We start from the raw sequence: 25,195 nt of genomic DNA, 5'->3' as shown, positions 1-25,195 counted from the left end.
GAAAACCCCTTTCGGGGCTTTCTTTTTCAAATCAAATAATTATTTAGCCGGTGATTCATCTATGTCTTTAAGATCTGCATCCACTTTAGGCTCATCTTCACCCGCTTGTGCCTCAGGCTTACCGCCTCTGTCACCGCGGTTGGAATCGCCATTTTCATCCAGGTTCCAATCGGCAGGTTGACGCACTTCACGGCGATGCATGAGATCATCGATCTGCAGCGAATCTATGGTCTCGTACTTCATCAGGGCATCCTTCATGGCATGCAGAATATCCAGATTATCTGTCAGTATCTGCTTGGCCCTGTCGTAGTTCTTGTCGATGAAGACCTTGACTTCCGTGTCTATGATGCTGGCGGTATCGTCGGACATATGCTTGGCCTTACCCATGCTGCGGCCCAGGAAGACTTCACCGTCTTCTTCGGCATACAACAAGGGTCCCAGCTTGTCGGAGAAGCCCCACTGGGTCACCATGTTGCGGGCGATGGAAGTGGCATACTTGATGTCCTGGGATGCGCCGGTGGAGACTCTCTCGGTACCGAAGATCAATTCTTCGGCAATACGGCCACCATAGGCCACAGAGATCTGGCTCTCCAATTTGCGACGGCTCTGACTGATGGCATCGGCTTCCGGCAGGAAGAAGGTCACCCCGAGGGCGCGACCACGGGGGATGATGGTGACCTTATGCACGGGATCGTGCTCCGGTACCATGCAGCCCACAATGGCATGACCCGCTTCATGATAGGCAGTCATTTCCTTCTCGGCTTCAGACATCACCATGGAGCGGCGCTCGGCGCCCATCATGATCTTATCCTTGGCACGTTCGAACTCTTCCATCCCCACCACGCGGCGGTTACCACGGGCGGCAAACAGCGCGGCTTCGTTGACCAGGTTGGCCAGGTCCGCACCCGAGAACCCTGGGGTACCACGGGCAATCACACTGGCCTTGACGTCATCCGACAAGGGCACCTTACGCATATGGACTTTCAAAATCTGCTCACGGCCGCGGACATCCGGCAGCCCCACCACCACCTGACGGTCGAAACGACCGGGGCGCAGCAAGGCGGAATCCAGCACGTCGGGTCTGTTGGTGGCCGCAATCACGATCACACCTTCGTTACCTTCGAAGCCATCCATCTCCACCAGCATCTGGTTCAGGGTTTGTTCACGTTCGTCGTGACCACCGCCTAAGCCGGCACCGCGTTGGCGACCGACGGCATCTATTTCATCGATGAAGATGATGCAAGGGGCGGATTTTTTCGCCTGCTCGAACATGTCACGTACCCGGGAGGCACCGACACCGACAAACATTTCGACAAAGTCTGAGCCCGAGATGGTGAAGAAAGGCACCTTGGATTCACCGGCAATAGCCTTGGCCAGCAGTGTCTTACCCGTACCAGGAGGGCCAACCATGAGTACGCCGGTCGGAATACGGCCACCCAGTTTCTGGAACTTGGTCGGGTCACGCAGGTAATCCACCAGCTCTTTGACTTCTTCCTTGGCCTCATCGCAACCGGCGACATCGACGAAGGTGGTCTTGATCTGGTCTTCGCTCATCAGTTTGGCCTTACTCTTGCCAAAGGACATGGCGCCTTTACCGCCACCGCCCTGCATCTGGCGCATGAAGAAGATCCACACACCTATGAGCAACAACATGGGGAACCAGGAAATGAAGATCTGGGTCAGGAAACCCGACTCTTCGGTTTCCTGGCCATCGAAGTCTATTTGCTGACGATTGAGATCGTTGATCAGATCTTTATCGTAGATGGGCATGATGGTAGTGAACTTCTCACCGGTACGCTTGGTCCCTTCTATGGTGCGTTCATCACTCTTGACCACTACCTTGGCAATCTGACCGTCACGGACATTGTCTAGGAAAGTAGAATATTCCATCTTCTGCGATGACGTAGAAGACGGGGAGTAACCCTGGAACACCGACATCAGCACCACTGCGATGACGACCCAGAGTATTAGATTTTTAGCCATGTCACTCAAATTACTCGACCTCATTAAAGTCTTGCGATTATTAAGGCTAGAGTACTACAACTTGTACCCGGTCGCCACAAGATAGACTTCCCGCGAGCGTGCACGCGAGGAATCAGGTTTACGTGTTTTAACGGTTTTGAAAGCTTCTTTGACCGCTTTCATATAGTCGTCAAAGCCCTCCCCCTGAAAGACCTTAACCGCAAAACTGCCGTTGGGTGCCAATACCTGATGACACATGTCCAGCGCCAATTCCACCAAGTACATGGCGCGGGGTTGATCGACACCATCGGAACCACTCATATTGGGTGCCATATCGGACAACACCACATCCACCTTGGCCTCGCCGACCCGGGTCAACAAGGCGTCCAGTACTTTATCTTCACGAAAGTCGCCCTGCAAGAAATCGACACCTACTATGGGATCCATGGGCAGAATATCACAGGCGATAACCTTGCCCTTGTCACCCACCAGCTTGACCGCCACCTGGGACCAACCGCCTGGGGCGGCGCCGAGATCGACCACTGTCATACCTGAGCGGATCAACACATCTTTTTGCTGAATTTCTTCCAATTTAAACGCAGCGCGCGAACGCAATCCCCGTTTCTGTGCGAGTTTGACATAATGATCATCAAAGTGTTCCTGCATCCAACGGGTGGAACTGGCCGTACGTTTTTTAGCTGACATTTAAAATCCGCAACAAATGAGAGTTACACAAGGGCTATATAGGGGTAGAATAGCCGCTTTTCAACAGTAACTCAGCAAAAGTTGGTAGAAATGAACTTAACAACCAAACAAAAACAGCATTTAAAAGGTCTGGCGCACAATTTAAAGCCAGTGGTGCTGCTTGGTGCCAATGGTCTGACTGAAGGTGTACTAGCTGAAATCGATAGCGCGCTCACACATCATGAACTGATTAAAGTGAAAGTTGCCTCCAGCGACAGAGAGATGAAAAACGCCATAGTAGACGCCATAGTACGTGAAACCCAGGCCGCCAAGGTGCAGCTGATAGGTCATGTGCTGGTGCTTTACCGTCAGTCGGTAGAAATGAAGATTGCTTTACCCAAGGCAAAGTAAGGCTCTCCGGCTCTGGCCCTGGCCAGACAAGCAGACAAAATAAAAAGCCACCCTCTGGGTGGCTTTTTATTGGCTCTTGCCATAGAGGCAGGAAATTAACGATATTCGACCGCAGTGATCTCGTAATCTGTCAGACCACCCGGCGTGGTAATCGACACTTCATCGTCCAGGTTCTTGCCGACCAAGCCCCGGGCGATGGGCGAGTTGACCGAAATCAGGTTCTCTTTGATGTTGGCTTCATCATCGCCCACTATGCGATAGGTGACTTCGACCTCGGTATCCAGATTCAAAATAGTCACAGTGGCACCGAAGATGATGCGACCACTGTTGACCATCTTGGTCACATCTATGATTTGGGCGTTCGACAACTTGCCTTCGATATCGCGAATGCGCGCCTCGCAGATCCCCTGCTCTTCCCGCGCCGCATGATACTCGGCATTCTCCTTGAGATCTCCGAGTTCACGGGCCGAGGCGATCGCTTCGGTAATTTTAGGGCGACGCTCAAATTTGAGAATATCCAACTCTTTACGCAGTTGCTCAGCACCAACAACTGTCATAGGAACCTTAGTCATAACTTCTTTCGTCTCCTTTAAAACAAAAGCTTCCCCGCCGGCACCTGGGCCAACAGAGTAAAAAAATCGTGTGGATTATACCCAAATTCATGCCAACTGCAGACAAGCGTCGGTGGTATAGCAACCCGAGCGGTGTAAACCTGCTAATATCTCAGCCCAATGCAAGGCACTGGCCTGGCAGCTCGAGACAGCTATTCTACCCCGAGTATGCAGCGGATACACCCCCTGAATGCCAGCTACAGCTTAACCAAGCAGCGTCTCAGTTACCAGAGGCCCTGGTAAATTTTCCGCCGTCCCGGACGGCTGTCGCCTTACGCCAGCCAAGTTCCGGCAACCAGCCGGCTCGGGTTGACTATTTTACCCTTGCCGGCTTCTGTTGGCATCTGCCTTGAGTTAGCATGGGCGCAGTACGGCCCTAAGCCGAACTAAAAGGCCGAACGAAAAGACCGAACCAAAAGCCAAAAACCAGTCCATCCCGAGTCAAGCCTAATTGTGAGCAAGCATCATGCCTTTCATCCTGTTGGCCCTGTTATCCGCCATTTTCATGGGCACCATAGGCGTACTGGCCAGGTATGCCGCCCTACCCGCGGAGCACATCACCTTCTACCGCCTCTTGCTCGGCGCATGCTGCCTGGCGAGCTATATGGCAGTGACGGGCAAGGCGCAGCAAATACGCCATAGACCGAGCAAGCGCACCCTGCTCAATGGCGTGATGTTGGCCGGTTTCATGACCTTCTATGTTGAAGCCATTCAGTACATCAACATGGCCAACGCTGTGATGCTCATCTATCTGGCACCGCCACTGACTGCCGTCATTGCCCACTGTTTTCTGGGTGAGAAGCTGGCGAAGGCCAGTGGCCTGACTATCGTCATGGCACTGGCAGGTTTCGCGCTCATGTTGCCACAGTCGGCCTCGGACGGCGGCAACGTGAATGCAACCAGAGGTTATCTGTATGCCCTGTTGGCCCTGTTGAGCTACAGCGGATTCATGCTGATAAACCGCAAACCCAGCCAGAGCACGCCCTACCAGAGCACCTTGGTGCAACTCTCGGTCGGTGCCCTCTGCATGCTGCCACTGGTCATCCAGCATCCGCTGCAGCCCAGCCTGACTCAGGCCTGCTGGCTGGTCGCCATAGGAGTGTTACCCGGCTTTATCGCCATCCTGTTTGCAGTCAAGGCATTGCGCCACCTTCCGGCAGCGACCTTCGGTACCCTGGCCTATGTCGAACCCGTGGCGGTCGTGGTATTTGCCTGGTGGCTGTTTGCCGAAACCCTGAATGGAATGCAACTGTTCGGCTGCAGCCTGATCATTCTGGCGGGCATGCTGCAAGGCTATTTAGGCCATAGGCAGGCGGCGCAAAAATGTCCCGTTTAAGCTTACCTTTTGTCGGGAATGCTCTAAATTTATAAGGCAGGACTGTGGATATTCGTTGAAGGATGCACCGCAACCCCACGACGCTAGCGCTGATAAAGGCCTTCAACATGGACTCTACGCCGGCCTTCCCTCTGGTTGCTTGAACGTGGGGCCGAACCTGAGATGCAAACTATCACATTCAACTGGTATAGATTACTCCGCTATGCCCTCTTATTTCTGGCATTTTCCCTGTTGATGACACTCGGCATGCTGCTGTGGTTTTCCAACAGCCTGACCGAAGTCTGGCAAAAGGGGCGAATGCTGAGCATGAATGATTTGGGCGTCTCGATCGAACTGACCCTGACCCTGCTCATCTATATCAGCTTTCCAGTGCTGTTATTCAGGTTCATGTTCTACTTCGCCAAGATGATTTACCGTGGCCGCAATCCAGGGATTGGCATCTTCTGCTATCAAACCCTCTTCAATCCACTGAATTTCATGCTCTTCCCCAGTCTGCTCAACACCGATGGCCTGCGTTTTCGGCGCCGCTGCCTGACGTCAATAGTGCTGCTCCTTTGCCTCTATTGTGCCATTCTGCTCATTACCCTTTAGCCAACGGCCCCTTGGCCTGAAAAAATGATGACAGTTTAAAGATGTAAGCCATTGGTTAATTTACATAAGCTCTCCTAATTCCCCCGGCACAGCCAAAAAATCAAAAAACACTAATGATAATGATTTGCATTAGTGCATCCAATTGCTTAGAATCCGCCCCATTATGTAAACAGCAGTTTGGAGATTTGTTTAAATGGGACCCTTAGTTCGTCATTCTTTCAGCCTGGTCACCCTGGCACTCGTTACCTCTGGTTTAAGCCATAGTGCCATTGCAGGTGAAGATTTATTCGGTTATGTCAAAGGTGCAGAAGCCTTGCCACAGGGGGCGATGGAAGTTTACCAGAAAGTCACCCTGCGTGATGACAAGGGCCAGGGCACCTACAGGGGCATAGACTATGAAACCGAAGTCGAATACGGCTCCACGGACAAGTTCTCCGTTTCCGGTTCCTTCAAATTCATGTCGCTCAAGAATGAAGGCCTGATCGTCGACGGCTACCTGCCCGAAGAGAAAGACATAGGCTTCAAGACCTCGGGTGCCGAGCTTGGCCTGAGCTATATGTTCCTCAGCCCAGCCAAAGATGACATAGGCCTGTCGGCGTCCGTTTCCCTGGACTACGACTGGCTGGACAAGCACTCGGGCGAAGACAAGGACACACTGTCACTGGATCTGGGCCTGCAAACCCAGAAATACATGCTCGAAGGCGAGCTGGTCTGGGTGGGCAACATAGGCACAGAAGCCACCTATGCCGATCGCGCCGCCATAGACAACCTGCCGGAAGACTTCGACTGGCCAACAGATCCCGAGATGGAAATCGAACTCAAGCTGGGGACGGGCCTGAGCTACCGCTTCGCTCCCAACTGGTTCGTGAGCGCCGAAGTGCTGTTTGAAACCGAATTCGAAACCGAAGTGGGTCAGGAACGTTGGTCTGTCTTCGCCGGTCCTTCACTGCATTACGGCAGCCAACAATGGTGGGCGACCCTGACCTGGTTGCCACAGCTGAGCGGCGGCGGTGAGCAATACGAAGGTCAGGCCGATACCGGCCTGCATTTGATCGAAAAAACCGAGCAGGAAGTCAGATTGAAAGTGGCGTTTAACTTCTAATTTGCCTGAATTGCGCAGGGACGCCGGCTAACTGATTCGTTTCAGTTCAGCCGGCGTTTGCCTTTAATTTCAACCTATACTCGATAGGAACAGCTATGTCTCATAACTATTGGAATAGCCTCTGGTTCATGCCCATGGCCGTGGTCACGGCACCGGCATTTGCCGCCGACTACCTGACAATTCCCCAGGCACAGGCCCTGATCTTCCCCGCCGGTGCCCAATTTACCGACCAAGGCAAACTGCTGACCAGTGACGCCAAAGATCAGATCAAAGATCTCGCCGGTGTGCGCCAGCGTCATGATAAGCAACCCATCTGGCGGGTCGAACAGGAAGGGAAATTCCTCGGCTGGTTTATCGTCGATGATGTGGTCGGCAAACATGAGTACATCACCTATGCCGTAGGCATCAGCCCGGCAGGCGAAGTGCTGAGCATGGAAATCCTCAGTTACCGTGAGACCCATGGTGGGCAGGTGCGTGATGCCGCCTGGCGACAACAGTTCAAAGGCAAGACCCTCAAAGATCCCTTCAAGCTGGATAATGACGTCAGCAACATCAGCGGTGCTACCCTGAGCTGTCGTAACCTGCTCGACGGGGTTAAGCGTCTGCTGGCGATACATAAACTCTTTCTGGCACAAGACCCAATCTCTTGATCCGTCGCGCCCGCCCCTTGCTCGGCACCTTGGTCGAGATAGCCGCCCTGGCCAAACCATCACAGGATGATGCCGAGGTCAATCAGGCCATAGCCGCGGCGTTCGCACGCATCGCCGCCATAGGCCGCAGCCTGAGTTTCCATGACGGCAACAGCGAGCTGTCCCGTCTCAACGCCACCCCGGGGCAGTGGCAGCCCATGAGCCTGGACGCCCTGAGGGTGTTGCGCCTCGCCAAAGCGATGGGCAAGGCCAGTGACAACCAGTTCAACTGCACAGTCGGCGGCGAGCTGATCCGCCGCCGCGCCTTGCCCGGGCATATCTCCCACCCTGTGCTGCCTCAAGGTACATGGCAGGATATCGCCTTGGGGCATGGCAGCGCCAAGCTGCTGCGGCCAATCGCCGTCACCCTGGACGGCATTGCCAAGGGGTATGCCGTCGATGTGGCCGTGACCGAGCTGAAGAAGGCGGGGCTGGCCGGCGGTTGGGTCAATGCCGGTGGCGATCTCAAGGTGTTTGGCAGTGCTTCTTTGGCGGTGCAGCAACGCAACGCCCAGGGCATGAGCCGGGCGCTGCAGATCAGCAAGATGGCGCTGGCGAGTTCCAGGGTGTCATTAACGCTGGACCCTGACTATCCCGCCCTGCTGCTCCCCACGGGTGAGGCATCAATGCCGGAGCCTGCCGCCTGCCCCCATAGTGCAGAGCAGGCTCCCGAGCGGGTCGTCAGCGTGGCCGCCCGTTTCGCCTGGCGGGCCGATGCCCTGACCAAGGTTGCAAGTTACCTGACGGATGCGGATTGCACTGGCCGAATCGCCGCCTTGGGGGGTAAAATCCTCGGCTTTAACCAAGATGAACGAACAATTTTATGAAACGACTGAGTGGCTACCCGAACTGGTTCTTTTGGCTGATCATCACCGCCACGGCGACGGCCACCCTCACAGGGCTCTTCATGTTGCCTTGGGTGCTGGAATTCAAGCTGCAATGGGATCCGGGCGTCGAGCTGGCGCCAGGCTTGCGTCTGCCGGCCGTCGTCATGCATGTCTTCTTCGGCTGGCTGCTGCTGATGCTGCTGGGCGCACTCTGGCATAGCCATATCCGTGCCGGCTGGCGCAAACGGAATAACCACCACAGCGGCCTGCTGATGTCCTTCAGCCTGCTGCTGTTGGCATTGAGCGGCATAGGTCTGTATTACCTGGGATCTGAGCAGGGCCAGCTCTTCGCCAGCCTGCTCCACAGCTCCTTGGGCCTGACCCTGTTCAGTGGTTTTCTCTGGCATTACTATCATGGTCGCCGGCTGCGCCTGGCCCAGGGGCATAGGCGTCATCACAGTCATAGGCGCGGCCGATAGTTTAGCCCGCGGCGGCTGTCCTGCTAGAAAGGACAAGGGCTCTCAGCCAGGATGCGCTCCCCCGTCACAGGATGCGCGAAGCCAATCGAGGTGGCATGCAGCATCAGCCGCTTGGCCAGGCCAAAAGCCTCATCCGAGGCATAAAGATCGCACCCCAGGATAGGATGGCCCATCTGCTGGCTGTGGATACGCAGCTGATGGGTGCGGCCGGAAACCGGCGTGAAACAGACGCGGGTCGTCTTGGGTGTGGATAGGCGTTCCAATACCCGATATTCGCTCACCGCCGGCTTGCCCGTGGCGAAACAGATCTTCTGCAGCGGGAAACGCTCCACATCCTTGGCTATCGGCAACTCGATACGGCCGCTGTCAGCACTGAGATGGCCATGCAGCAGCGCCGTATAACTCTTGTCTATGCTGCGGTCCTGAAACTGTTTGGTGAGGGCGCCGTTGATGGTCTTATTCAGTGCCACCAGCATGATACCCGAAGTGCCAAAATCCAACCTATGCACCAGGGTCGCGCCCGGAAAGTCCTGCACCAATCGATAATGCACCGAGTCTTTATTGGCCGGATGCTTGCCCGACAGGCTCAGCAAGCCGCTGGGCTTATTGATCAATAACAAGTGCTCATCCTGATACAGGACGTCTATGGCGGCATCACACCTGGGGGCGATGAAAGGGTCGGCTTGTGCTTGCATGGCATAGGTCCATATCGAATTCAAATAACGAAAGTGCTGAAAAACAAAAAGGCTGCATAACTGCAGCCTTTCTCACGCTATGAGCCTAGGCTCATTTTGCCAGTATACGCTGATGCAGCTCCTGCACCGAGTTGACATTGTTTCTGTCATCGGCGGCATGGGCCATACAGGTCGCGAACGCGGCATTGAGGGTCGTAGTGTAATTCACCTTGTAGCGCAGGGCACCACGACGCAGCTGGCGCGAATCTTCGATCGCCTGACGTCCTTCTGTGGTGTTGACTATGTAGGTGTATTCGCCGTTCTTGATGCGGTCAAGAATGTGTGGCCGACCTTCGTGTACCTTGTTGACCAGACGGGGATTGATGCCGGCTTCACCCAGGACTATGGCGGTGCCGTGGGTCGCATCTATCTCGTAGCCCAGCTCGATCAGCTTGGCGGCCAAATCGGCGACCCGCTTCTTGTCGCTGTTACGCACGGACAATAAGGCGCGGCCAGACTTGGGTACTTCTGAGGTGGCGCCCAGCTGCGCCTTGGCATAGGCTTCGGCGAAGGTTTCACCCACGCCCATGACTTCACCGGTAGAGCGCATTTCAGGGCCGAGCAGTGGGTCGACGCCGGGGAACTTGTTGAATGGCAACACCACTTCTTTTACCGAGTAATAGGGTGGGATCACTTCTTCGGTGAAGTTCTGTGACTTCAGGCTCTGACCCGCCATCACCCTGGCGGCAATCTTGGCCAGAGGCACACCCGTCGCCTTGGAGACGAAGGGCACGGTCCGGGCGGCACGTGGGTTAACTTCGATCATATAGATGACGTTATCCTTGACCGCGAACTGGACGTTCATCAGACCCACAACCCCAAGTTCCATCGCCAGCTTGCGCACCTGGACGCGCATCTGGTCCTGGATATCCTGGCTCAGGGTGTAAGGCGGCAGCGAACAACCCGAGTCGCCCGAGTGCACCCCGGCCTGCTCTATGTGTTCCATGATGGCGCCAACCACCACTGTCTCACCGTCACAGACGGCATCGATATCCACTTCGATGGCATCGTCGAGGAAGTGATCCAGCAGCACGGGCGAGGCGTTGGACACGCTGACGGCCTCGTTGAAGTAGCGCAGCAAGTCCTGCTTGTCATAGACGATTTCCATCGCCCGGCCACCCAGTACATAGGATGGACGCACCACCAGCGGATAGCCGATACGCTCGGCGGCGATGACTGCGCCTTCGACCGTGGTAACTGTCTCGTTTTCCGGCTGCTTCATTTCCAGGCGCTGAATCGCCTGTTGGAAACGCTCCCTGTCTTCGGCTCTGTCGATGGCATCCGGGCTGGTGCCTATTACCGGCACACCTGCGGCTTCCAGGGCACGGGCCAGTTTCAGCGGCGTCTGGCCACCATACTGGACTATGACGCCTTTGGGCTGTTCTATGCGGACGATTTCCAGCACGTCTTCCAGGGTCACAGGCTCGAAGTACAACCTGTCAGAGGTGTCATAGTCGGTCGATACCGTCTCAGGGTTACAGTTGACCATGATGGTCTCATAACCGTCTTCGCGCAGCGCCAATGCCGCATGGACGCAGCAATAGTCGAATTCTATGCCCTGGCCGATACGGTTAGGACCACCGCCGAGCACCATGATCTTGTCACGGGTCGATGGGTTGGCCTCACACTCTTCCTCGTAGGTCGAGTACATGTAGGCTGTGTCTGTGGCAAATTCGGCGGCGCAGGTGTCGACCCGCTTGTAAACAGGATAAATCTCGTGACGATGACGCAACTTGCGCACTTCACCCTCACTCACACCCAGCACGTCGGCCAGACGCGAATCGGCGAAGCCCTTGCGCTTGAGTTTACGCAGCAAGTCTTCGTTCAGACCCGACATGCCGACCTCGGCCACCTGGGCTTCGAGGGCAATCAGCTCTTCAATCTGCACCAGGAACCAAGGGTCTATGTTGGTCAGGGCGAAGATGTCGTCGACGGACAGACCGGCGCGGAAGGCATCGGCGATATACCAGATACGGTCACAGCCGGGTTCCTTCAACTCGTGGCGAATGCGTTGCAGCGCCTCGGGCTTGCTCGTGTCTATGACAGGATCGAAGCCGTTACGGCTCACTTCCAGACCACGCAGCGCCTTATGCAGCGACTCCTGGAAGGTACGGCCTATGGCCATCACTTCACCGACAGACTTCATCTGGGTCGTCAGGCGGTCGTTGGAACCGGCAAATTTCTCGAAGTTGAAACGCGGCACCTTGGTGACCACATAGTCGATGGCGGGTTCGAACGACGCCGGGGTACGGCCACCCGTGATGTCGTTCATCAGCTCATCCAGGGTGAAGCCTATCGCCAGCTTGGCGGCGATCTTGGCGATCGGGAAGCCGGTCGCCTTGGAGGCCAGCGCCGATGAGCGTGATACCCTGGGGTTCATTTCTATGATGACCATGCGGCCATCCTTGGGGTTGATACCGAACTGCACGTTCGAGCCGCCGGTTTCGACACCGATCTCACGCAGTACCGCCATGGAGGCGTTACGCATCAGCTGGTATTCTTTGTCGGTCAGGGTCTGGGCCGGCGCCACCGTGATGGAATCCCCGGTGTGCACCCCCATGGGATCGAAGTTCTCGATGGCACAGACTATGATGCAGTTATCATTGCGATCCCGCACCACTTCCATCTCGTACTCTTTCCAGCCTATCAGGCTCTCGTCGATCAGCAGCTCATTGGTCGGCGACAAGTCCAGACCCTGGGAGCAGATCTCTTCGAACTCTTCCTTGTTGTAGGCGATACCGCCGCCCGAGCCGCCCATGGTGAAGGATGGGCGTATGATACAAGGGAAACCCACTTGGTCTAGTACGCCGTAGGCTTCTTCCATTGTGTGGGCTATGCCGGCACGCGGACACTCGAGACCTATGCTCTTCATGGCGACATCGAAGCGCGATCTGTCTTCAGCCTTGTCGATGGCATCGGCGGTCGCGCCTATCATCTCGACGTTGAATTCTTTGAGTACGCCCTTGGCTTCCAGATCCAGCGCACAGTTGAGTGCTGTTTGGCCACCCATGGTCGGCAGTATGGCGTCCGGACGTTCTTTCTTGATGATGTTGCGTACCACTTCCCAATGGATCGGCTCTATGTAGGTGGCATCGGCCATTTCCGGGTCCGTCATTATGGTGGCCGGATTGGAGTTCACCAGGATGACGCGGTAACCTTCTTCGCGCAGGGCCTTACAGGCCTGGGCTCCCGAATAGTCGAATTCACATGCCTGACCTATGACGATAGGACCGGCTCCCAGGATAAGAATACTCTTGATATCTGTACGTTTTGGCATTGCTTAAATCTTCTCCCAGTTAATACGACTACTTGGCGGTCTGACGATAGTGTTCGATAAGCTCGATGAAGTGATCGAACAGCGGCGCGGCATCATTGGGTCCAGGACTCGCCTCTGGGTGTCCCTGGAAGCTGAAGGCCGGCTTGTCGGTCAGGTGTATGCCTTGTAGCGAACCGTCGAACAGCGACTTGTGGGTCACCCTGATGTTGGCCGGCAGTGTGGCCTCATCGGCGGCAAAACCATGGTTTTGGCTGGTGATCATCACATTGCCCTGCTCCAGGTTGCTCACAGGGTGGTTCGCGCCATGGTGACCGAACTTCATCTTCAGCGTCTTGGCACCGCTGGCCAATGCCAGTAACTGGTGGCCCAGACAGATGCCGAATACCGGGATGTCGGTTTTCAAGATTTCCTGGATAGCCGCAATGGCATAATCACATGGCTCAGGGTCGCCCGGGCCGTTGGACAGGAAAACACCGTCGGGATTCATCGCCAGCACTTCGCTTGCCGGCGTCTGCGCCGGCACGACAGTCACGTCACAGCCGCGGTCGACCAGCATGCGCAGTATGTTGCGCTTGACGCCGTAATCGTAGGCCACCACCTTGAACTTGAGCTCGGCTGCCGGGGTATCGTCCGGCAGGCCACCGACCAAACGCCAGCTGCCGCTGCGCCATGGGTAGGCTTTATCTGTGGTGACTTCCTTGGCCAGATCCATGCCCTTGAGGCCGGGGAAGGCCTTGGCCGCCGCCAGCGCTTTGGCTTCGTCCAGATCGCCGACCATGATACAACCGGCCTGGGCGCCCTTCTCCCTCAGGATACGGGTCAGTTTGCGGGTATCTATATCTGCTATGCCGACAACCTTGTTGGCCTTGAGATAGTCGCTGAGACTCTGGGTATTACGGAAATTGCTTGCGATTAGCGGAAGATCGCGGATGATGAGACCACAGGCATGAACCGCCGCGGATTCAGTGTCTTCATCATTGGTACCAGTGTTGCCTATATGAGGGTATGTAAGTGTTACTATCTGGCGTGAATAGGAAGGATCCGTCAATATCTCCTGGTAACCTGTCATCGAAGTGTTAAATACCACTTCACCAACAGAGAGTCCATCGGCACCAATTGCTGTGCCAGAGAATACGGTTCCATCTTCGAGTACGAGTAAGGCAGACTTTGTCAACGCGACCTCCAAAAAGAGCCAAGCCACTGAAATATAATGTTTTTATATAATGTTAAGATACCAATTTCCGCTAATTTACGAAATTTTGACAAATTCCAGCGATTTTATAGGAAAAAGCTGAAACCGTCTACGCCTTGGCGGGCGATTTTTTCCAAAAAACTCTGTTCTAAAATACCATTCGAAAAAAAACCACCCCTGGGTGGTTTTTAAAAATCATCGATTGAGCCCGAGCACCTGCTGCATATCGTAGAGGCCGGCATCTTGATCCACCAGCCAAATTGCGGCGCGCATGGCACCGTTGGCGAAGGTCATGCGACTCGAAGCCTTATGGGTGATCTCCAGGCGCTCGCCGATATCGGCAAACATGGCGGTATGCTCGCCCACGAGATCGCCGGCACGAATGGTGGCGAACCCTATGGTGTTGCGCTCCCGCTCACCCGTTATACCCTCACGGCCATAGACGGCACACTGCTCCAGATCCCGGCCCAGGGTCTGGGCGATCACTTCACCCATCTTCAGCGCCGTGCCCGAAGGGGCATCTTTCTTATGCCTGTGATGACCTTCGATGATCTCTATGTCGCTGTACTCGCCCATGACCTTGGCGGCCGTTTCCAGCAGCTTCCACATCAGGTTGACGCCGACCGACATGTTAGGCGCCAGTACCACAGGGGTTTCCTCGGCGAAGGCATTGATCTGCTCTTTCTGCGCGTGGTTGAAGCCCGTGGTGCCTATCACTATCGGCTTGTTATGACGGGCACACCAGTCCAGGTTAGCCAGGCTGGCTTCGGGAGAAGTAAAGTCGATCAGCACATCGAAGTCATCATGACTGAAGTCGAGGGAATCGCCTATGGGAACATGCAGCCGACCGACCCCGGCCAGCTCACCGGCATCGACATCCACCAGACTGGAGCCGGGTCTATCTATGGCTGCGCCCAAACGTATCTGCTCATGATTCCTGGCGGCCTCGATAAGAGTACGTCCCATACGGCCACCCGCCCCGACGATAGCAACTCTCACTTGTGCACTCATCTCTTTCTCCTAATCCTCTGGATGCAGGTAAAAAAACGCCTAAGTTAACTTAGGCGATTTATACGATTAAACGATATCCAACAACTCAACTTCGAATACTAAGGTTGAGTATGGTGGAATCGAAGCACCGGCGCCACGTTCACCGTAAGCTAAGTGATGTGGAACGAAGAGTTTCAGCTTAGTGCCAACCGGCATCAGCTGCAGGGCTTCGGTCCAACCGGCGATCACACCTGAAACCGGGAACTCTGCGGGTTGACCGCGAGTCACTGAGCTGTCGAATACGTCACCGTTGATGAAGGTACCGTGATAGTGAGTGCGAACTGTCGACTCATGGGTAGGCTTCTCGCCATCGCCTTGAACCAGCACTTCGTACTGCAGACCCGAGTCGGTCACTGTCACGCCGTCACGCTTGGCGTTCTCGGCCAGGAAGGCTTCGCCTTCGGCAGAAGCGGCAGCGGCGGCTTCTTCTTGGGCCGCTTGTAAGCGACGGCTGATTTCAGTGAAAGCCACTTGCAGATCTTCCATGGAAACAACGCTTTCTTTACCCGCGAATGCATCGGCAAGACCTGCCTGTACCGCTGGGATATCGACACCCTCGAAAGGATTTGCCGCCAGTTGTTCGCCCATTTGACGACCCACACCGTAGCTGGCTTGCTGTTCCATAGTGCTGAATTTGTCAGACATAATTAATTTACTCTCAGTAATCAGTGAATTTTAGCCGTGAATTTAAGTAGCTTAAATTTTCGTATCTGGGGATTTTCGCGCGCCAGTGTAACACATTTTGCCCGCAGATGCTGGCAAAGCCAGGGCTTATTTGCCCAGCTGGCAGCGATTTTTCACCCCGGCCTGACTGGCATGGTACAGGGGCAACACCTGGGCCTGGCGTTTCTGCAGCTCCTCTATCCTATGTCCATGGGACGGATGGGTCGACAGCAACTCGACGCCCTGGCCGCCGCCCGCCTTATCCATGTTCTGCCACAGGGCGATACTGGCCGCGGGATCGAAACCCGCCTTGGCCATCAGCTCCAAGCCAATGGCATCGGCCTCACTCTCCTGCGCCCTGCCGAAGGGCAGAATGAAGCCCACCTGGGCCCCGAGCCCCAGGGCCGACATATAGAGATCTTTGTTGGCCACGCCAACACCGCCCAGCGCCGCATCGGCAATCTGCATGCCGACCCCGGTCAGCTGCGCCCGCGAGACCTGCTCGTTGCCATGATTGGCCAACACGTGGGCCACTTCATGCCCCAGCACAGTGGCCAGTTGGTCAGGCCCCTCGGCCACTTTCAACAGCCCGGTGTAGACGCCTATGTGGCCACCTGGCAAGGCGAAGGCATTGACCTGCTCCGAGTCGAACAGCACCACCTCCCAAGCTTGGCCCTGGTTCGGCAACACAGAGGTGATGCGCCGGGCGACACAGTTCACATAGTCAGTCTGGCGTTTGTCCTTGCTCAGCTTCTGCTGTTGCTTCATCTCGGCGAAGGAGCTGTCGCCCATCTGCTGCATCTGCTCGGCAGAAAACAACAGGGTCTGGCCACGGCCGGTCGGTGACTCAGTGGTGACGCAGCCACTCAGCAGGGCCGTGGTCAGCAAACTCAACAATAGGGGTTTCATGGGGTTCATCCTTTGTGCTACTCCTTGATCTATTCCAGCCATAGGCGCTTCATATGGAAATTTTACTTGTGCCTGCCGGGGATGCCAAACGAAGATTGGCCTCCCGGCACTCAATCCAGCCTTTCTCCTGCTTCAAGCAGAGATTGCCCCGTCTATGGCTGGGCTGCAGGCTGCAATGACTCTACCCTTGTGCCGGTTCATCCTGAAAAATAGCTTCAATGGGCAAGCCAAACAAACGCGCCACCTTGAAGGCCAGCGGCAGGCTGGGATCGAACTTGCCGGTTTCAATCGCATTGATCGTCTGGCGTGAAACGTCCAAGGCCTGCGCCAATTGTGCCTGAGTCCAGTCGCGTTCCGCCCGCAACACTTTCAATCTATTTTTCACCTGTATCTCCTGTTGCCCGCCAGCACACCGACGAGAAAAGTCAGGCCCATCAATAGCATCAGGTGTGAGATGTCGGGTTCGAAACTGATCAGCCTGATATCCTCCATGATGCCGTAACTGCAGGCGCACACCAAACCTACGCCCAAGGTAATGGCGGCGGCATCTAAAAATATCTTGCGCGCCAGCTCATCCATCGCCTGCACCTGGCGGATGTTGGCTCTGATCATGACGGCGCCCAACCCCAGGTTGAGCATGAGTGCCAGGAGCGAATACAAGGTATCGAACTGCCAGAGAAACCTCGGTCCAAAGGCCAGCAGCGCAGTTGAAAGCAACCAACTCCCTGACCATAGGCCCAGGCTGAGGGTGCTGCGCTTCAAGGTGGTTTGCCAAACTTCTGCATCCTGCTCTAACTTGCTCATATGTACACTCCATTTGTCATTAAGTCATGTTAACTTTACTTACATTAGCAACAGCCCCTAAAATGTCAAGCTTACATTACTTAAAGTCGTCAATACGTGACTTTAGATCATAGGCACACGAGTTTACGGCGACCCATGTGGTGCGCAGCTCCTGTCCTTGACCTGGGCGGGTGCTTAACCCATGAACTCAGGCCTGCGGATTTTACCCGCAATCGCGGCAGGGCTATGCTGATAGTGATGGATTCAGCAGGATACGCTTATGAGCTTAAGTAGAGAGGATCCTCATGCGGCCTTGGTGCGCACTTCCTTCTTTCGCTTCTATGAGGAACTCAACGATTTCTTACCCCTGGCGAGGCGCAGGGTCAGCTTTGCTTATGGATTCAAGGGACGGCCCAGCATCAAGAATACCCTCGCCGCCTTGGGGGTGCCCCATGCCGAGATAGATTTGCTCCTGGTGGATGGCCGCTCCGTCGATTTCAACTACCGGCTACAGGGGCAGGAACATGTCAGTGTCTACCCCATGTTCGAGTGTTTCGATATCGGCGCCATCACCCGGCTCAAACACAGGCCGCTGCGGGACAGCAAATTCATAGTGGATGTGAACCTGGGAAAACTGGCGACCCAACTGAGACTCCTGGGTTTCGACAGCCTGTATCGCAGTGACTTTGCCGACAGGGAGATAGTGGCACTTTCACTGGCGGAGCAGCGCATCATACTGACCAGAGACAAGGGCATACTGCATTATAACTCGGTCAGCCACGGCTACTGGGTGAGGAGCACGGATGTCAGGGTCCAGATCCAGGAAGTCATAGAGCGCTTTCAACTCGAGCATAAGCTGGCCCCCTTCAGCCGCTGCCCCCTATGCAATACCGTCTTGCAGGCCATAGACAAGGCCGAGGTCCGCGGGCGGGTGCCGCCGGGGGCCTTTGGCTGCTACGAGGCCTACAAGGAATGTCCTCGCTGCCGCAAAATCTACTGGCAAGGCTCCCACTACCGGCAAATTTGCCGGCGCATCGCCGCCCTGCGCGCCAGCCTGCACTCCGCCGGCGCCCGCCCTCAGGATGTAAACGGCGGCAAAGATTAAGGCTTTCCAGCGTTCCATGGCGCCGATTTCATGTGCCGGCAGTTAAGTTCCCGGATAAAGCCGCGACTATGTCGGGTTTGCGCCCTGGACTATACTGACTAACAGACAGGCAGTATCTTTGGCCCCAAGCCGAAACTGTCTAACGCGCCTGGTTGCAACCGCGGGTGAAATCAGCACTGAAACCAGAGCTGAAACCAATACTGGAACCAGAGTTGCAACCAGCACTGAAACCAGAGCCGTAAGCGGCGCAGCAAGATTAGCCGCTCTCGTTGAGCCTGATGTTGGGTCTGATGTTGGGTCTGATGTTGGGTCTGATGTTGGGCCTGATTTTGGGTTTGGGTGACTTATTACGGCTCATTAAAAGATACGCACCGAAGGACATTCATCATGAAAGGTTTGCTGCTTTCAGCCATGTTGCTCTTCAGCAACGTCACTCTCCCGGCATTCGCCGCCGACGTCGGCATCTCCATCAGCATCGGCCAACCCGGCTTCTATGGCCAAATAGAGATAGGCGACTTTCCGCAGCCTGAGGTCATCTATGGCCAACCCATACTGATTGAACCCCTGGTGATCTCGCGCCCTGTCATCTACCTGAGGGTGCCCCTCTACCATGCCAGAGACTGGCGTAGATATTGTCACTACTACCGAGCCTGCGGTGAACGTGTCATGTTCGTCCGGGACAGCTGGTATACCCACACCTTTGTGCCCTATTACCGTCAACACAGGCAAGAGTACGAAAACAGACGCCACCATGATCGCGGCGATAAGCATTACTACAGGGACTACCGGGACCGCCAGGATGACGACCACAGTTACCGTGACAGGGGGGATGGCAACAGCCAGGGCCATAAGCAGAAATACCGTGACGATAAGGGCAATCGCGGCAAAGGCCATGGGGACCAGGGAAAGGGAAAAGGCAAGGATCGCGGCCATGAAGGGAAACACTGAACGCATTTCCCTCATTTGCCCCCTACAGCCAAATTTCAGCCATGAGCCGGGCAAGTGTCCCGGCTCAGTTTATGTCGTGCCGCCGTCGTGCCGCTCGTGCATCCAGGGCCGTCACCGCAATCGATGCATGACATGACTCGTTAGCCATGCGGCCGCTGACCTAAAGACGTAGGCAGTGCCTGCTTTGCTGTGCCATCTGGCAGCAGAGTCTAAGTAGAGGTATGCCAGCCACTGCTCTTTTGTGAGCGCACAGGCCAAAGAGTCCCCCCTTGGGAGTTGCCACCGGGGGGATGGACCTCTTGATTTAATATCAGGCATCTAATGCACCTGACTCAGCAGGGGCATCATGGCGGGTGCAGGGTGCATAACCCCGGCGGTTGAGCTTATTAGCCAGAGCTAAAGCCCACGATTCTCGCCAAGCGCACTCACCAAGCGCAGCTTGGAAAGGTTCCGCAGGAGCCTTTCAAGCATAGCCAAGCCGCCTAGCGGCCGGATTTTCCTTTAAAGTCCTTGATGCTGCGCTTATTGATGCTGCGGCGGTTGGCCTGTTTATCCCTGGGGGGGCGCTTGCGTTCGCTGGCTTCTCCACGGCTCTTCCCCTCCGGATTGTCGAACGAGCCAGTGCCCGTGCCCGTGTCGACCCTGGCGGCCGGCAGATCTGTGACGGGGAAACCCGGCAATGCCTGCAGCGGCAAGGCCCGCCCTGTCAGGGTACGGATGGCATCGAGGGAATCGCTCTCACCATGACACACCAGCGAGATGGCCAGCCCTGAGGCGCCGGCCCTGGCGGTGCGGCCGATGCGATGCACATACACGGGCGCGCTGGGCGGCAGATCCAGGTTGAGCACCACGGGCAAGGCATCCACGTGGATGCCGCGGGCCAGCAGATCTGTCGCAACCAACACCTTCACCCTGCCCGCCTTGAAATCCTCCAGCGTCTGGGTGCGCACCGCCTGCACCTTGTCGCCATGCAGGGATGCCACAGCCACCCCGGCCTTGGCGAGGCGCTTGGCGAGGGCATCGGCACTGTCCCTGGCGCCGATAAACACCAAAGCCTGTGGCCATTGGTGTTGCTTTAGCAAGGCTATCAGCGCCTGGGCCTTGCTGCCCTTGTTGACCAGATACAGACGCTCCTCTACGTCGCTCACCACAGAGTTGAGCGCCTGGGCCTCGATGCGCACAGGCTTTGTCATCATCCCCAGCGCCAGCTCATTCAGCGCCGTTGGCAGGGTCGCGGAGAAGAGCAAGGTCTGACGCCCATCCGGCATATGCGTCAGCAGACGCTGGATATCGGGCCAGAAGCCCATCTCCAGCAAACGGTCGGCCTCATCCAGCACCAAGTGGCGCACAGACGCCAGACTCAGGGCAGCTTGTTTGAGCAAGTCCAGCAGCCGCCCAGGGGTGGCCACCAACAGCTGTGGCCCCTTGGCCAGGCCTTCGAGCTGGGTCTCCTGCGCCTCCCCGCCGCACAGGAGCTGCAGCCCTATCCCGAGTGGCGTCGCCACCGCTTGCAGCGCCCTGCTCACCTGCGCCGCCAGCTCCCGGGTCGGCACCAGGATCAGCGCCTGCCCCCGATCCCTTGGCTCTGAGGTGTCTGAATGCAGGCGCTGCAGCAGCGGCAGGCCCAAGGCCAGGGTCTTGCCACTGCCCGTCTGCGCCAGCGCCAGCAGATCTTTGCCCTGCAGGGCTACGGGGATCGCCAACTGCTGGATACGCGTCGGGGTGTGCAGCTCAGGAGGCAAGGCCGCAAGCAGTACGGGATTGAGGTTAAGCTCGGCGAACGTCATGGGGGATACAAGGCTAAGGGAGTCAAGGGCGAAGTCTACCAGTGTCACCGGATAAGTAAAACCCGCCGCCAGCCTGCGCCCGCGCCTACGGGAAACGACTAGTCACAGTATATGAGGAAATATGTTTTGGCTGTCCTTTCTTTTTCTTAGGGCAGAATTCCAAGTGTCCACATTTTTCTCGGTAAATAAAACGGCTCTGACCCCTTTTATTCCAATGGCAAGTCGCCTTATGCTTCGGCTGTATTTTTACACCAGCAACTTCCATGAGATTTATCGGCATTGCGACTCCTTAAGGCACCTGACGTTGCGCTTTGCGGCTGTTTTGGAGCGCAGCGGAAAAACAGTCCGACAACGACGCCTTGTTACATTTCGATCTTATAGATCACCTTTAATCTTTTATATATCTCGTTACTCAGATCTATATAACCTTGCTCATTTGGCAAATACTTCAATGCTCTATGGTGCCCAAGGTCTGACGGGATATCATCTAACGATTGCGTTATTGGTATTACTGTTTTTCCAAGCGTATGAGCGATTCCTGTTTCATACATGACATTCGGGTTTCTACCTGTAAAATCAACCACAATGACTTTCGCACAAAAAATCAAATCAAATATGTCCTGCATAAACGTGGAGTTATTCCAGATATCATCCGCTCTTAGACACTCTAGCTGCATGTACTCAGCCACACGTTTTACCGCATCGTAGGTGCCAGCAAAGCTAGCATTGAAAGGCATCATCACCGAAATCAGCTTTTCATTTTGGGGCTTTTTCGGAACATTAAAGACACTTGGTTTAAAACTGATGAGCTGTTCCGTAGGGACTTCCTCGTGAGAAGAAGATACAAATTGCCCGTGCGCGGGGCAGAGCATAACAACACCATTTGATTGTTGTGCAATTGTTAGTTCATAGGTTTTAAGACATGTTTCGACCGCTTGAATAGACTTTTCTCTATCCACATTTTCATTGAACAAAAAGTGATCTGGGTGCAAGAGATATTCAATTACCTTTTTCATCTCCGCAGATGGCATATTCTCTTGGAGCGCTTTACGTTCATTTAACTCTTTTAATACGTCATTTACCCATACACGGCGAGTTGATCCATCGTGAACATAATCTAGATCAAGGTCCACAAAGAAACGAGTCAAATATGAGGAGCTGCGGTAAGGAAAGCTTCGAAATGGATCATCGCCGCAAATCATTTCCGCGAGTTTCATTAATCCTGCGGCACCAATTTTCATTCAGATAATTCTCCCTTACTCACTTAGAAATGTAACGCCAGAAATTTGGAGCGAAACAGAAAGTTGTTCCGCGTGCTTGCTTGTTAGGCATCTAGAACAAGCTATCTTGTTGATGCTTAAAATATTCTATTACCTCTCTTATCTTAAGCTTTTTATCTGCTTTTTCTAATGCAGATGAACTCATATAAGTAGTAAGTTTTTCGAGATCATTTACGTCCTTTATCTTGAGGAACTCCTTCGCTTTGTTGATATAAACTAGAGCTAACTTCTTTCTCTTTAAGAGTTCAATTGCGTTACTCAGCGTGCCAGTACTCTTCGTATCCCAAACCATTAATCCATAGTCACAATCTTCGGCCATTTTTAAGTCTTTGGCCGTAAAAAATGCCCTGGTTCCTGATGGTGCGTCTGTTTCAATTCTTGATACTGGCCAATGCCCAAGGTTGTTTCTCGGGCTATCACCAGAACAATACACAAGAACCCATTCCATGTTTTTTGAAATCAAATATTCCTGAATGGAGCTATCTACCCCGCTTGCATCACCAACAATCACTTGATATCCAGAATCAACTATATTGTTGATTCTGGCTTGAACATTTTCATCTAAGTTCTTGATACCCATAGAACCTGATATAAATATTTTATGCATTATCTTTTCCTAGTCACCGTGGATACATAGACGTTTCTTATTTTACGATAGCCCCGTAATACCGTTGTCGCGGCCTCTAAAGAAGAGCCCGTATCGAAAAGATCATCAACGATCAAAACATCAAATATACCTTCACCCAGTACGTCGTATACATTAAATGCACCTACTAAGGCAGCAACTTTTTCCGCCCTTGATTCAATGTCCTTCATTGGGGGAGTGATGCCCGTTTTTACAAGTAAATTCTCAACACAAGGGACTCTCATGCGTTGAGCTAAATCTTTTGCGATTTCCGTAACAGGCTGACGACTCCTTGAAGTTGAAGCCGGCATAGGCACTACCAAGCTAGCAGATGCAAAAGCGCTCCCAAATGAAGAGTATAATTGCTGCCCGATTATCGGAACTTGTGAATAATCTGAGCGATATTTGAGCTGAAAAAGCGCTTCTCCAGCTTCCGGGCGCTCGGTATCAAACTGCATATGTCCATACTCGTTATACCCAACTGGAGTGCTTCGAGTCGTATGCCTGTCAAGTGAGTAACCTAAGGTCCAAATCCCTTCAATTTGTTTTACATTCACATCCATCGTGTTTCCCTCCAGCCACTCAAATTGCCTAACGTCTTAGTATTTCTGTGTTGCGCCGTCTGCAGCGCATAAATCGCGTGTTGGACTCATTACTGAAATCACAGGCTTCCGCCACATCCACGTAATTCTGTATGCTTTAAGATATAGGAATTTGCAGCTTCGGGGTAATCATTTTTCAGGCAGATCAAGAGTTAACAAGAGTAAGCACTGCCATGAAAGTGACCGTCGACGGCATGGATGCCGTCGACGAGCCCTCAGGGATGAGTTAATGGCGAGTCACTGGAATGACAGTGCTTAATCACTCATAACATTTATCACCATTTTAGAAATGAAAAAGCCCTGCAAAGTTACCAATGCAGGGCTTCCAATTATCGCCAGTCACGCTGACAACAGCGGAACTAAACCAGCTTAGCTATTCAGATCCTGGAAGAACTTCTTCACCCCATCGAAGAAACCTTCGGCCTTGGGGCTATGGGTCTTGGAGTGACCCGTGAGGGTCGCCTCGAATTCCTTGAGCAACTCTTTCTGACGCTCGTTGAGATTCACCGGCGTTTCCATCACTACCTTGCACAGCAAGTCACCGACCGCATGGCTGCGGACCGACTTGACGCCTTTGCCGCGCAGGCGGAACATGCGCCCCGTCTGGGTCTCTGCGGGGATCTTCAGGTTGACCTTGCCATCCAGGGTCGGCACTTCGATCTCACCGCCCAGCGCCGCCTTGCTGAAGGAGATGGGCACTTCGCAGTAGAGGTTGTTGGCGTCACGCACGAAGATCGCATGCTCACGCACGCTCACCTGCACATAGAGATCGCCCGGAGGCGCACCGAACTCACCTGCCTCGCCTTCACCGGCCAGACGGATACGATCGCCGGTGTCGACACCGGCAGGGATCTTGACCGACAAGGTCTTGCTCTTCTCGACCCGGCCATTGCCATGACACTTGCTGCAAGGCTCTTTGATGATCTTGCCGCGGCCATGACAGGTTGGACAGGCTTGCTGCACGGCGAAGAAACCCTGGCGCATCTGTACCTGGCCTTGGCCATGACAGGTGCTACAGGTGGTGGCCGAGGTGCCTTTCTTGGCGCCGCTGCCATCACAGAGATCGCAGGCAGCCAAGGCTGGAATACGCAGCTCCTTGGTCAGGCCCTTGACCGCTTCTTCCAGCGACAGCTCCAGGTTGTAGCGCAGGTCTGAGCCACGGGCAGCCTGACGCTGACCACCGCCGCCACGACGACCGCCACCGAAGATATCGCCGAACACATCACCGAAAATATCGCCGAAGTCCTGGCCGCCACCGAAACCACCGCCGCCACGATTGGGATCGACGCCGGCATGACCGAACTGGTCATAGGCCGCCTTCTTGTCGCTGTCGGTCAGGATTTCGTAGGCTTCTTTCGCTTCTTTGAAATTGGCTTCGGCCGCCTTGTCACCCGGGTTTCTGTCCGGGTGAAATTTCATGGCTAAACGTTTGTAAGCCTTTTTGATTTCGCGCTCACTGGCATCACGGCCAACGCCCAATACTTCGTAATAATCTCGCTTTGACATAGTCTCATGCTTTCTCGGCTGGAGTTGTACGAACGGGCGTTA

25 protein-coding genes are annotated in these 25,195 nt (G+C 54.7%); 9 read left to right on the top strand and 16 right to left on the bottom strand.

What is annotated here, in order from left to right:
- Positions 1 to 39: 39 nt before the first annotated feature.
- Positions 40 to 2,007 carry an ATP-dependent zinc metalloprotease FtsH gene (gene ftsH, locus LZP73_RS09175; protein WP_234234481.1) on the bottom strand — a complete coding sequence of 656 codons (1,968 nt, stop codon included), beginning with the start codon at positions 2,005 to 2,007 and terminating at the stop codon, positions 40 to 42.
- Between the two features lie 30 nt (positions 2,008 to 2,037).
- Positions 2,038 to 2,667, bottom strand: a complete 630-nt coding sequence (gene rlmE / locus LZP73_RS09170) for a 23S rRNA (uridine(2552)-2'-O)-methyltransferase RlmE (RefSeq protein WP_234234479.1) — start codon at positions 2,665 to 2,667, stop codon at positions 2,038 to 2,040.
- Between the two features lie 90 nt (positions 2,668 to 2,757).
- Between rlmE and yhbY the strand changes: the two genes are divergently transcribed.
- Positions 2,758 to 3,057, top strand: coding sequence for a ribosome assembly RNA-binding protein YhbY (gene yhbY / locus LZP73_RS09165; protein WP_169565264.1), 300 nt, complete (start codon positions 2,758 to 2,760; stop codon positions 3,055 to 3,057).
- Between the two features lie 95 nt (positions 3,058 to 3,152).
- On the opposite strand, the gene greA is transcribed toward yhbY, so the two are convergent.
- On the bottom strand, positions 3,153 to 3,629 hold the full coding sequence (gene greA / locus LZP73_RS09160) for a transcription elongation factor GreA (protein WP_169565263.1): 477 nt from the start codon (positions 3,627 to 3,629) through the stop codon (positions 3,153 to 3,155).
- A 505-nt stretch (positions 3,630 to 4,134) separates the two neighbouring features.
- Between greA and LZP73_RS09155 the strand changes: the two genes are divergently transcribed.
- The 6 genes from LZP73_RS09155 to LZP73_RS09130 all read left to right on the top strand — a co-directional run bounded on the left by LZP73_RS09155 (position 4,135) and on the right by LZP73_RS09130 (position 8,692).
- Complete coding sequence (locus LZP73_RS09155; protein ID WP_234234477.1) at positions 4,135 to 5,004, top strand: DMT family transporter; 870 nt, start codon at positions 4,135 to 4,137, stop codon at positions 5,002 to 5,004.
- A gap of 162 nt (positions 5,005 to 5,166) precedes the next feature.
- Positions 5,167 to 5,595, top strand: coding sequence for a hypothetical protein (locus LZP73_RS09150; RefSeq protein WP_234234475.1), 429 nt, complete (start codon positions 5,167 to 5,169; stop codon positions 5,593 to 5,595).
- A 193-nt stretch (positions 5,596 to 5,788) separates the two neighbouring features.
- The gene (locus tag LZP73_RS09145; protein WP_169565260.1) at positions 5,789 to 6,697 is read left to right on the top strand and encodes a DUF6662 family protein; all 909 of its coding nucleotides are present in this window, start codon (positions 5,789 to 5,791) and stop codon (positions 6,695 to 6,697) included.
- 95 nt (positions 6,698 to 6,792) lie between these two features.
- A complete protein-coding gene (locus LZP73_RS09140; protein WP_234234472.1) occupies positions 6,793 to 7,347 on the top strand; it encodes an FMN-binding protein in 555 nt (184 codons plus the stop codon).
- Complete coding sequence (locus LZP73_RS09135; protein WP_234234470.1) at positions 7,344 to 8,213, top strand: FAD:protein FMN transferase; 870 nt, start codon at positions 7,344 to 7,346, stop codon at positions 8,211 to 8,213. Before LZP73_RS09140 ends, LZP73_RS09135 begins: the two co-directional genes overlap by 4 nt.
- Positions 8,210 to 8,692 carry a hypothetical protein gene (locus tag LZP73_RS09130; protein WP_234234468.1) on the top strand — a complete coding sequence of 161 codons (483 nt, stop codon included), beginning with the start codon at positions 8,210 to 8,212 and terminating at the stop codon, positions 8,690 to 8,692. The genes LZP73_RS09135 and LZP73_RS09130 overlap by 4 nt, the downstream gene beginning before the upstream one ends.
- Before the next feature lie 23 nt (positions 8,693 to 8,715).
- Here the strand turns inward: LZP73_RS09130 and LZP73_RS09125 are convergent, their stop codons facing one another.
- The 8 genes from LZP73_RS09125 to LZP73_RS09090 form a co-directional block, all read right to left on the bottom strand.
- On the bottom strand, positions 8,716 to 9,387 hold the full coding sequence (locus tag LZP73_RS09125; protein WP_234234466.1) for an RluA family pseudouridine synthase: 672 nt from the start codon (positions 9,385 to 9,387) through the stop codon (positions 8,716 to 8,718).
- 91 nt (positions 9,388 to 9,478) lie between these two features.
- Complete coding sequence (gene carB, locus LZP73_RS09120; RefSeq protein ID WP_234234464.1) at positions 9,479 to 12,703, bottom strand: carbamoyl-phosphate synthase large subunit; 3,225 nt, start codon at positions 12,701 to 12,703, stop codon at positions 9,479 to 9,481.
- Positions 12,704 to 12,731: 28 nt separating this feature from the next.
- A complete protein-coding gene (gene carA, locus LZP73_RS09115; protein ID WP_234234462.1) occupies positions 12,732 to 13,889 on the bottom strand; it encodes a glutamine-hydrolyzing carbamoyl-phosphate synthase small subunit in 1,158 nt (385 codons plus the stop codon).
- A gap of 201 nt (positions 13,890 to 14,090) precedes the next feature.
- Positions 14,091 to 14,906, bottom strand: coding sequence for a 4-hydroxy-tetrahydrodipicolinate reductase (gene dapB / locus LZP73_RS09110; protein ID WP_234234460.1), 816 nt, complete (start codon positions 14,904 to 14,906; stop codon positions 14,091 to 14,093).
- Between the two features lie 66 nt (positions 14,907 to 14,972).
- Positions 14,973 to 15,590 (bottom strand): FKBP-type peptidyl-prolyl cis-trans isomerase, encoded by a 618-nt coding sequence (locus LZP73_RS09105; protein ID WP_234234458.1) that lies wholly within the window; start codon positions 15,588 to 15,590, stop codon positions 14,973 to 14,975.
- A gap of 126 nt (positions 15,591 to 15,716) precedes the next feature.
- Positions 15,717 to 16,517 carry a M48 family metallopeptidase gene (locus tag LZP73_RS09100; protein ID WP_234234456.1) on the bottom strand — a complete coding sequence of 267 codons (801 nt, stop codon included), beginning with the start codon at positions 16,515 to 16,517 and terminating at the stop codon, positions 15,717 to 15,719.
- 181 nt (positions 16,518 to 16,698) lie between these two features.
- Positions 16,699 to 16,902: a helix-turn-helix transcriptional regulator gene (locus tag LZP73_RS09095; RefSeq protein ID WP_234234454.1), complete on the bottom strand. Its 204-nt coding sequence runs from the start codon at positions 16,900 to 16,902 to the stop codon at positions 16,699 to 16,701.
- Positions 16,899 to 17,321 (bottom strand): hypothetical protein, encoded by a 423-nt coding sequence (locus LZP73_RS09090; RefSeq protein WP_234234452.1) that lies wholly within the window; start codon positions 17,319 to 17,321, stop codon positions 16,899 to 16,901. Before LZP73_RS09090 ends, LZP73_RS09095 begins: the two co-directional genes overlap by 4 nt.
- A 259-nt stretch (positions 17,322 to 17,580) precedes the next feature.
- Between LZP73_RS09090 and LZP73_RS09085 the strand changes: the two genes are divergently transcribed.
- Together LZP73_RS09085 and LZP73_RS09080 are read left to right on the top strand one after the other, a co-directional pair.
- Positions 17,581 to 18,405 carry a Mut7-C ubiquitin/RNAse domain-containing protein gene (locus LZP73_RS09085; RefSeq protein WP_234234450.1) on the top strand — a complete coding sequence of 275 codons (825 nt, stop codon included), beginning with the start codon at positions 17,581 to 17,583 and terminating at the stop codon, positions 18,403 to 18,405.
- Between the two features lie 387 nt (positions 18,406 to 18,792).
- The gene (locus LZP73_RS09080) at positions 18,793 to 19,353 is read left to right on the top strand and encodes a hypothetical protein (protein ID WP_234234449.1); all 561 of its coding nucleotides are present in this window, start codon (positions 18,793 to 18,795) and stop codon (positions 19,351 to 19,353) included.
- Positions 19,354 to 19,835: 482 nt separating this feature from the next.
- Here LZP73_RS09080 and LZP73_RS09075 read toward each other — a convergent pair whose 3' ends face one another.
- The 5 genes from LZP73_RS09075 to dnaJ all read right to left on the bottom strand — a co-directional run bounded on the left by LZP73_RS09075 (position 19,836) and on the right by dnaJ (position 25,153).
- Positions 19,836 to 21,140 carry a DEAD/DEAH box helicase gene (locus tag LZP73_RS09075; protein WP_234234447.1) on the bottom strand — a complete coding sequence of 435 codons (1,305 nt, stop codon included), beginning with the start codon at positions 21,138 to 21,140 and terminating at the stop codon, positions 19,836 to 19,838.
- Positions 21,141 to 21,502: 362 nt separating this feature from the next.
- Entirely contained in the window at positions 21,503 to 22,381 is an 879-nt protein-coding gene (locus LZP73_RS09070; protein ID WP_234234445.1) for a hypothetical protein, read from the bottom strand.
- Positions 22,382 to 22,472: 91 nt separating this feature from the next.
- Positions 22,473 to 23,027, bottom strand: a complete 555-nt coding sequence (locus tag LZP73_RS09065) for a hypothetical protein (RefSeq protein WP_234234443.1) — start codon at positions 23,025 to 23,027, stop codon at positions 22,473 to 22,475.
- Positions 23,027 to 23,608: a ComF family protein gene (locus LZP73_RS09060; RefSeq protein ID WP_234234442.1), complete on the bottom strand. Its 582-nt coding sequence runs from the start codon at positions 23,606 to 23,608 to the stop codon at positions 23,027 to 23,029. Before LZP73_RS09060 ends, LZP73_RS09065 begins: the two co-directional genes overlap by 1 nt.
- A gap of 408 nt (positions 23,609 to 24,016) precedes the next feature.
- Positions 24,017 to 25,153 carry a molecular chaperone DnaJ gene (dnaJ, locus tag LZP73_RS09055; RefSeq protein WP_234234439.1) on the bottom strand — a complete coding sequence of 379 codons (1,137 nt, stop codon included), beginning with the start codon at positions 25,151 to 25,153 and terminating at the stop codon, positions 24,017 to 24,019.
- Between the last annotated feature and the right edge of the window lie 42 nt (positions 25,154 to 25,195).

The organism is Shewanella sp. AS16, assembly GCF_021412365.1.
Lineage (GTDB): Bacteria > Pseudomonadota > Gammaproteobacteria > Enterobacterales > Shewanellaceae > Shewanella > Shewanella salipaludis.
This window is presented reverse-complemented; position numbering and strand designations above follow the sequence as displayed.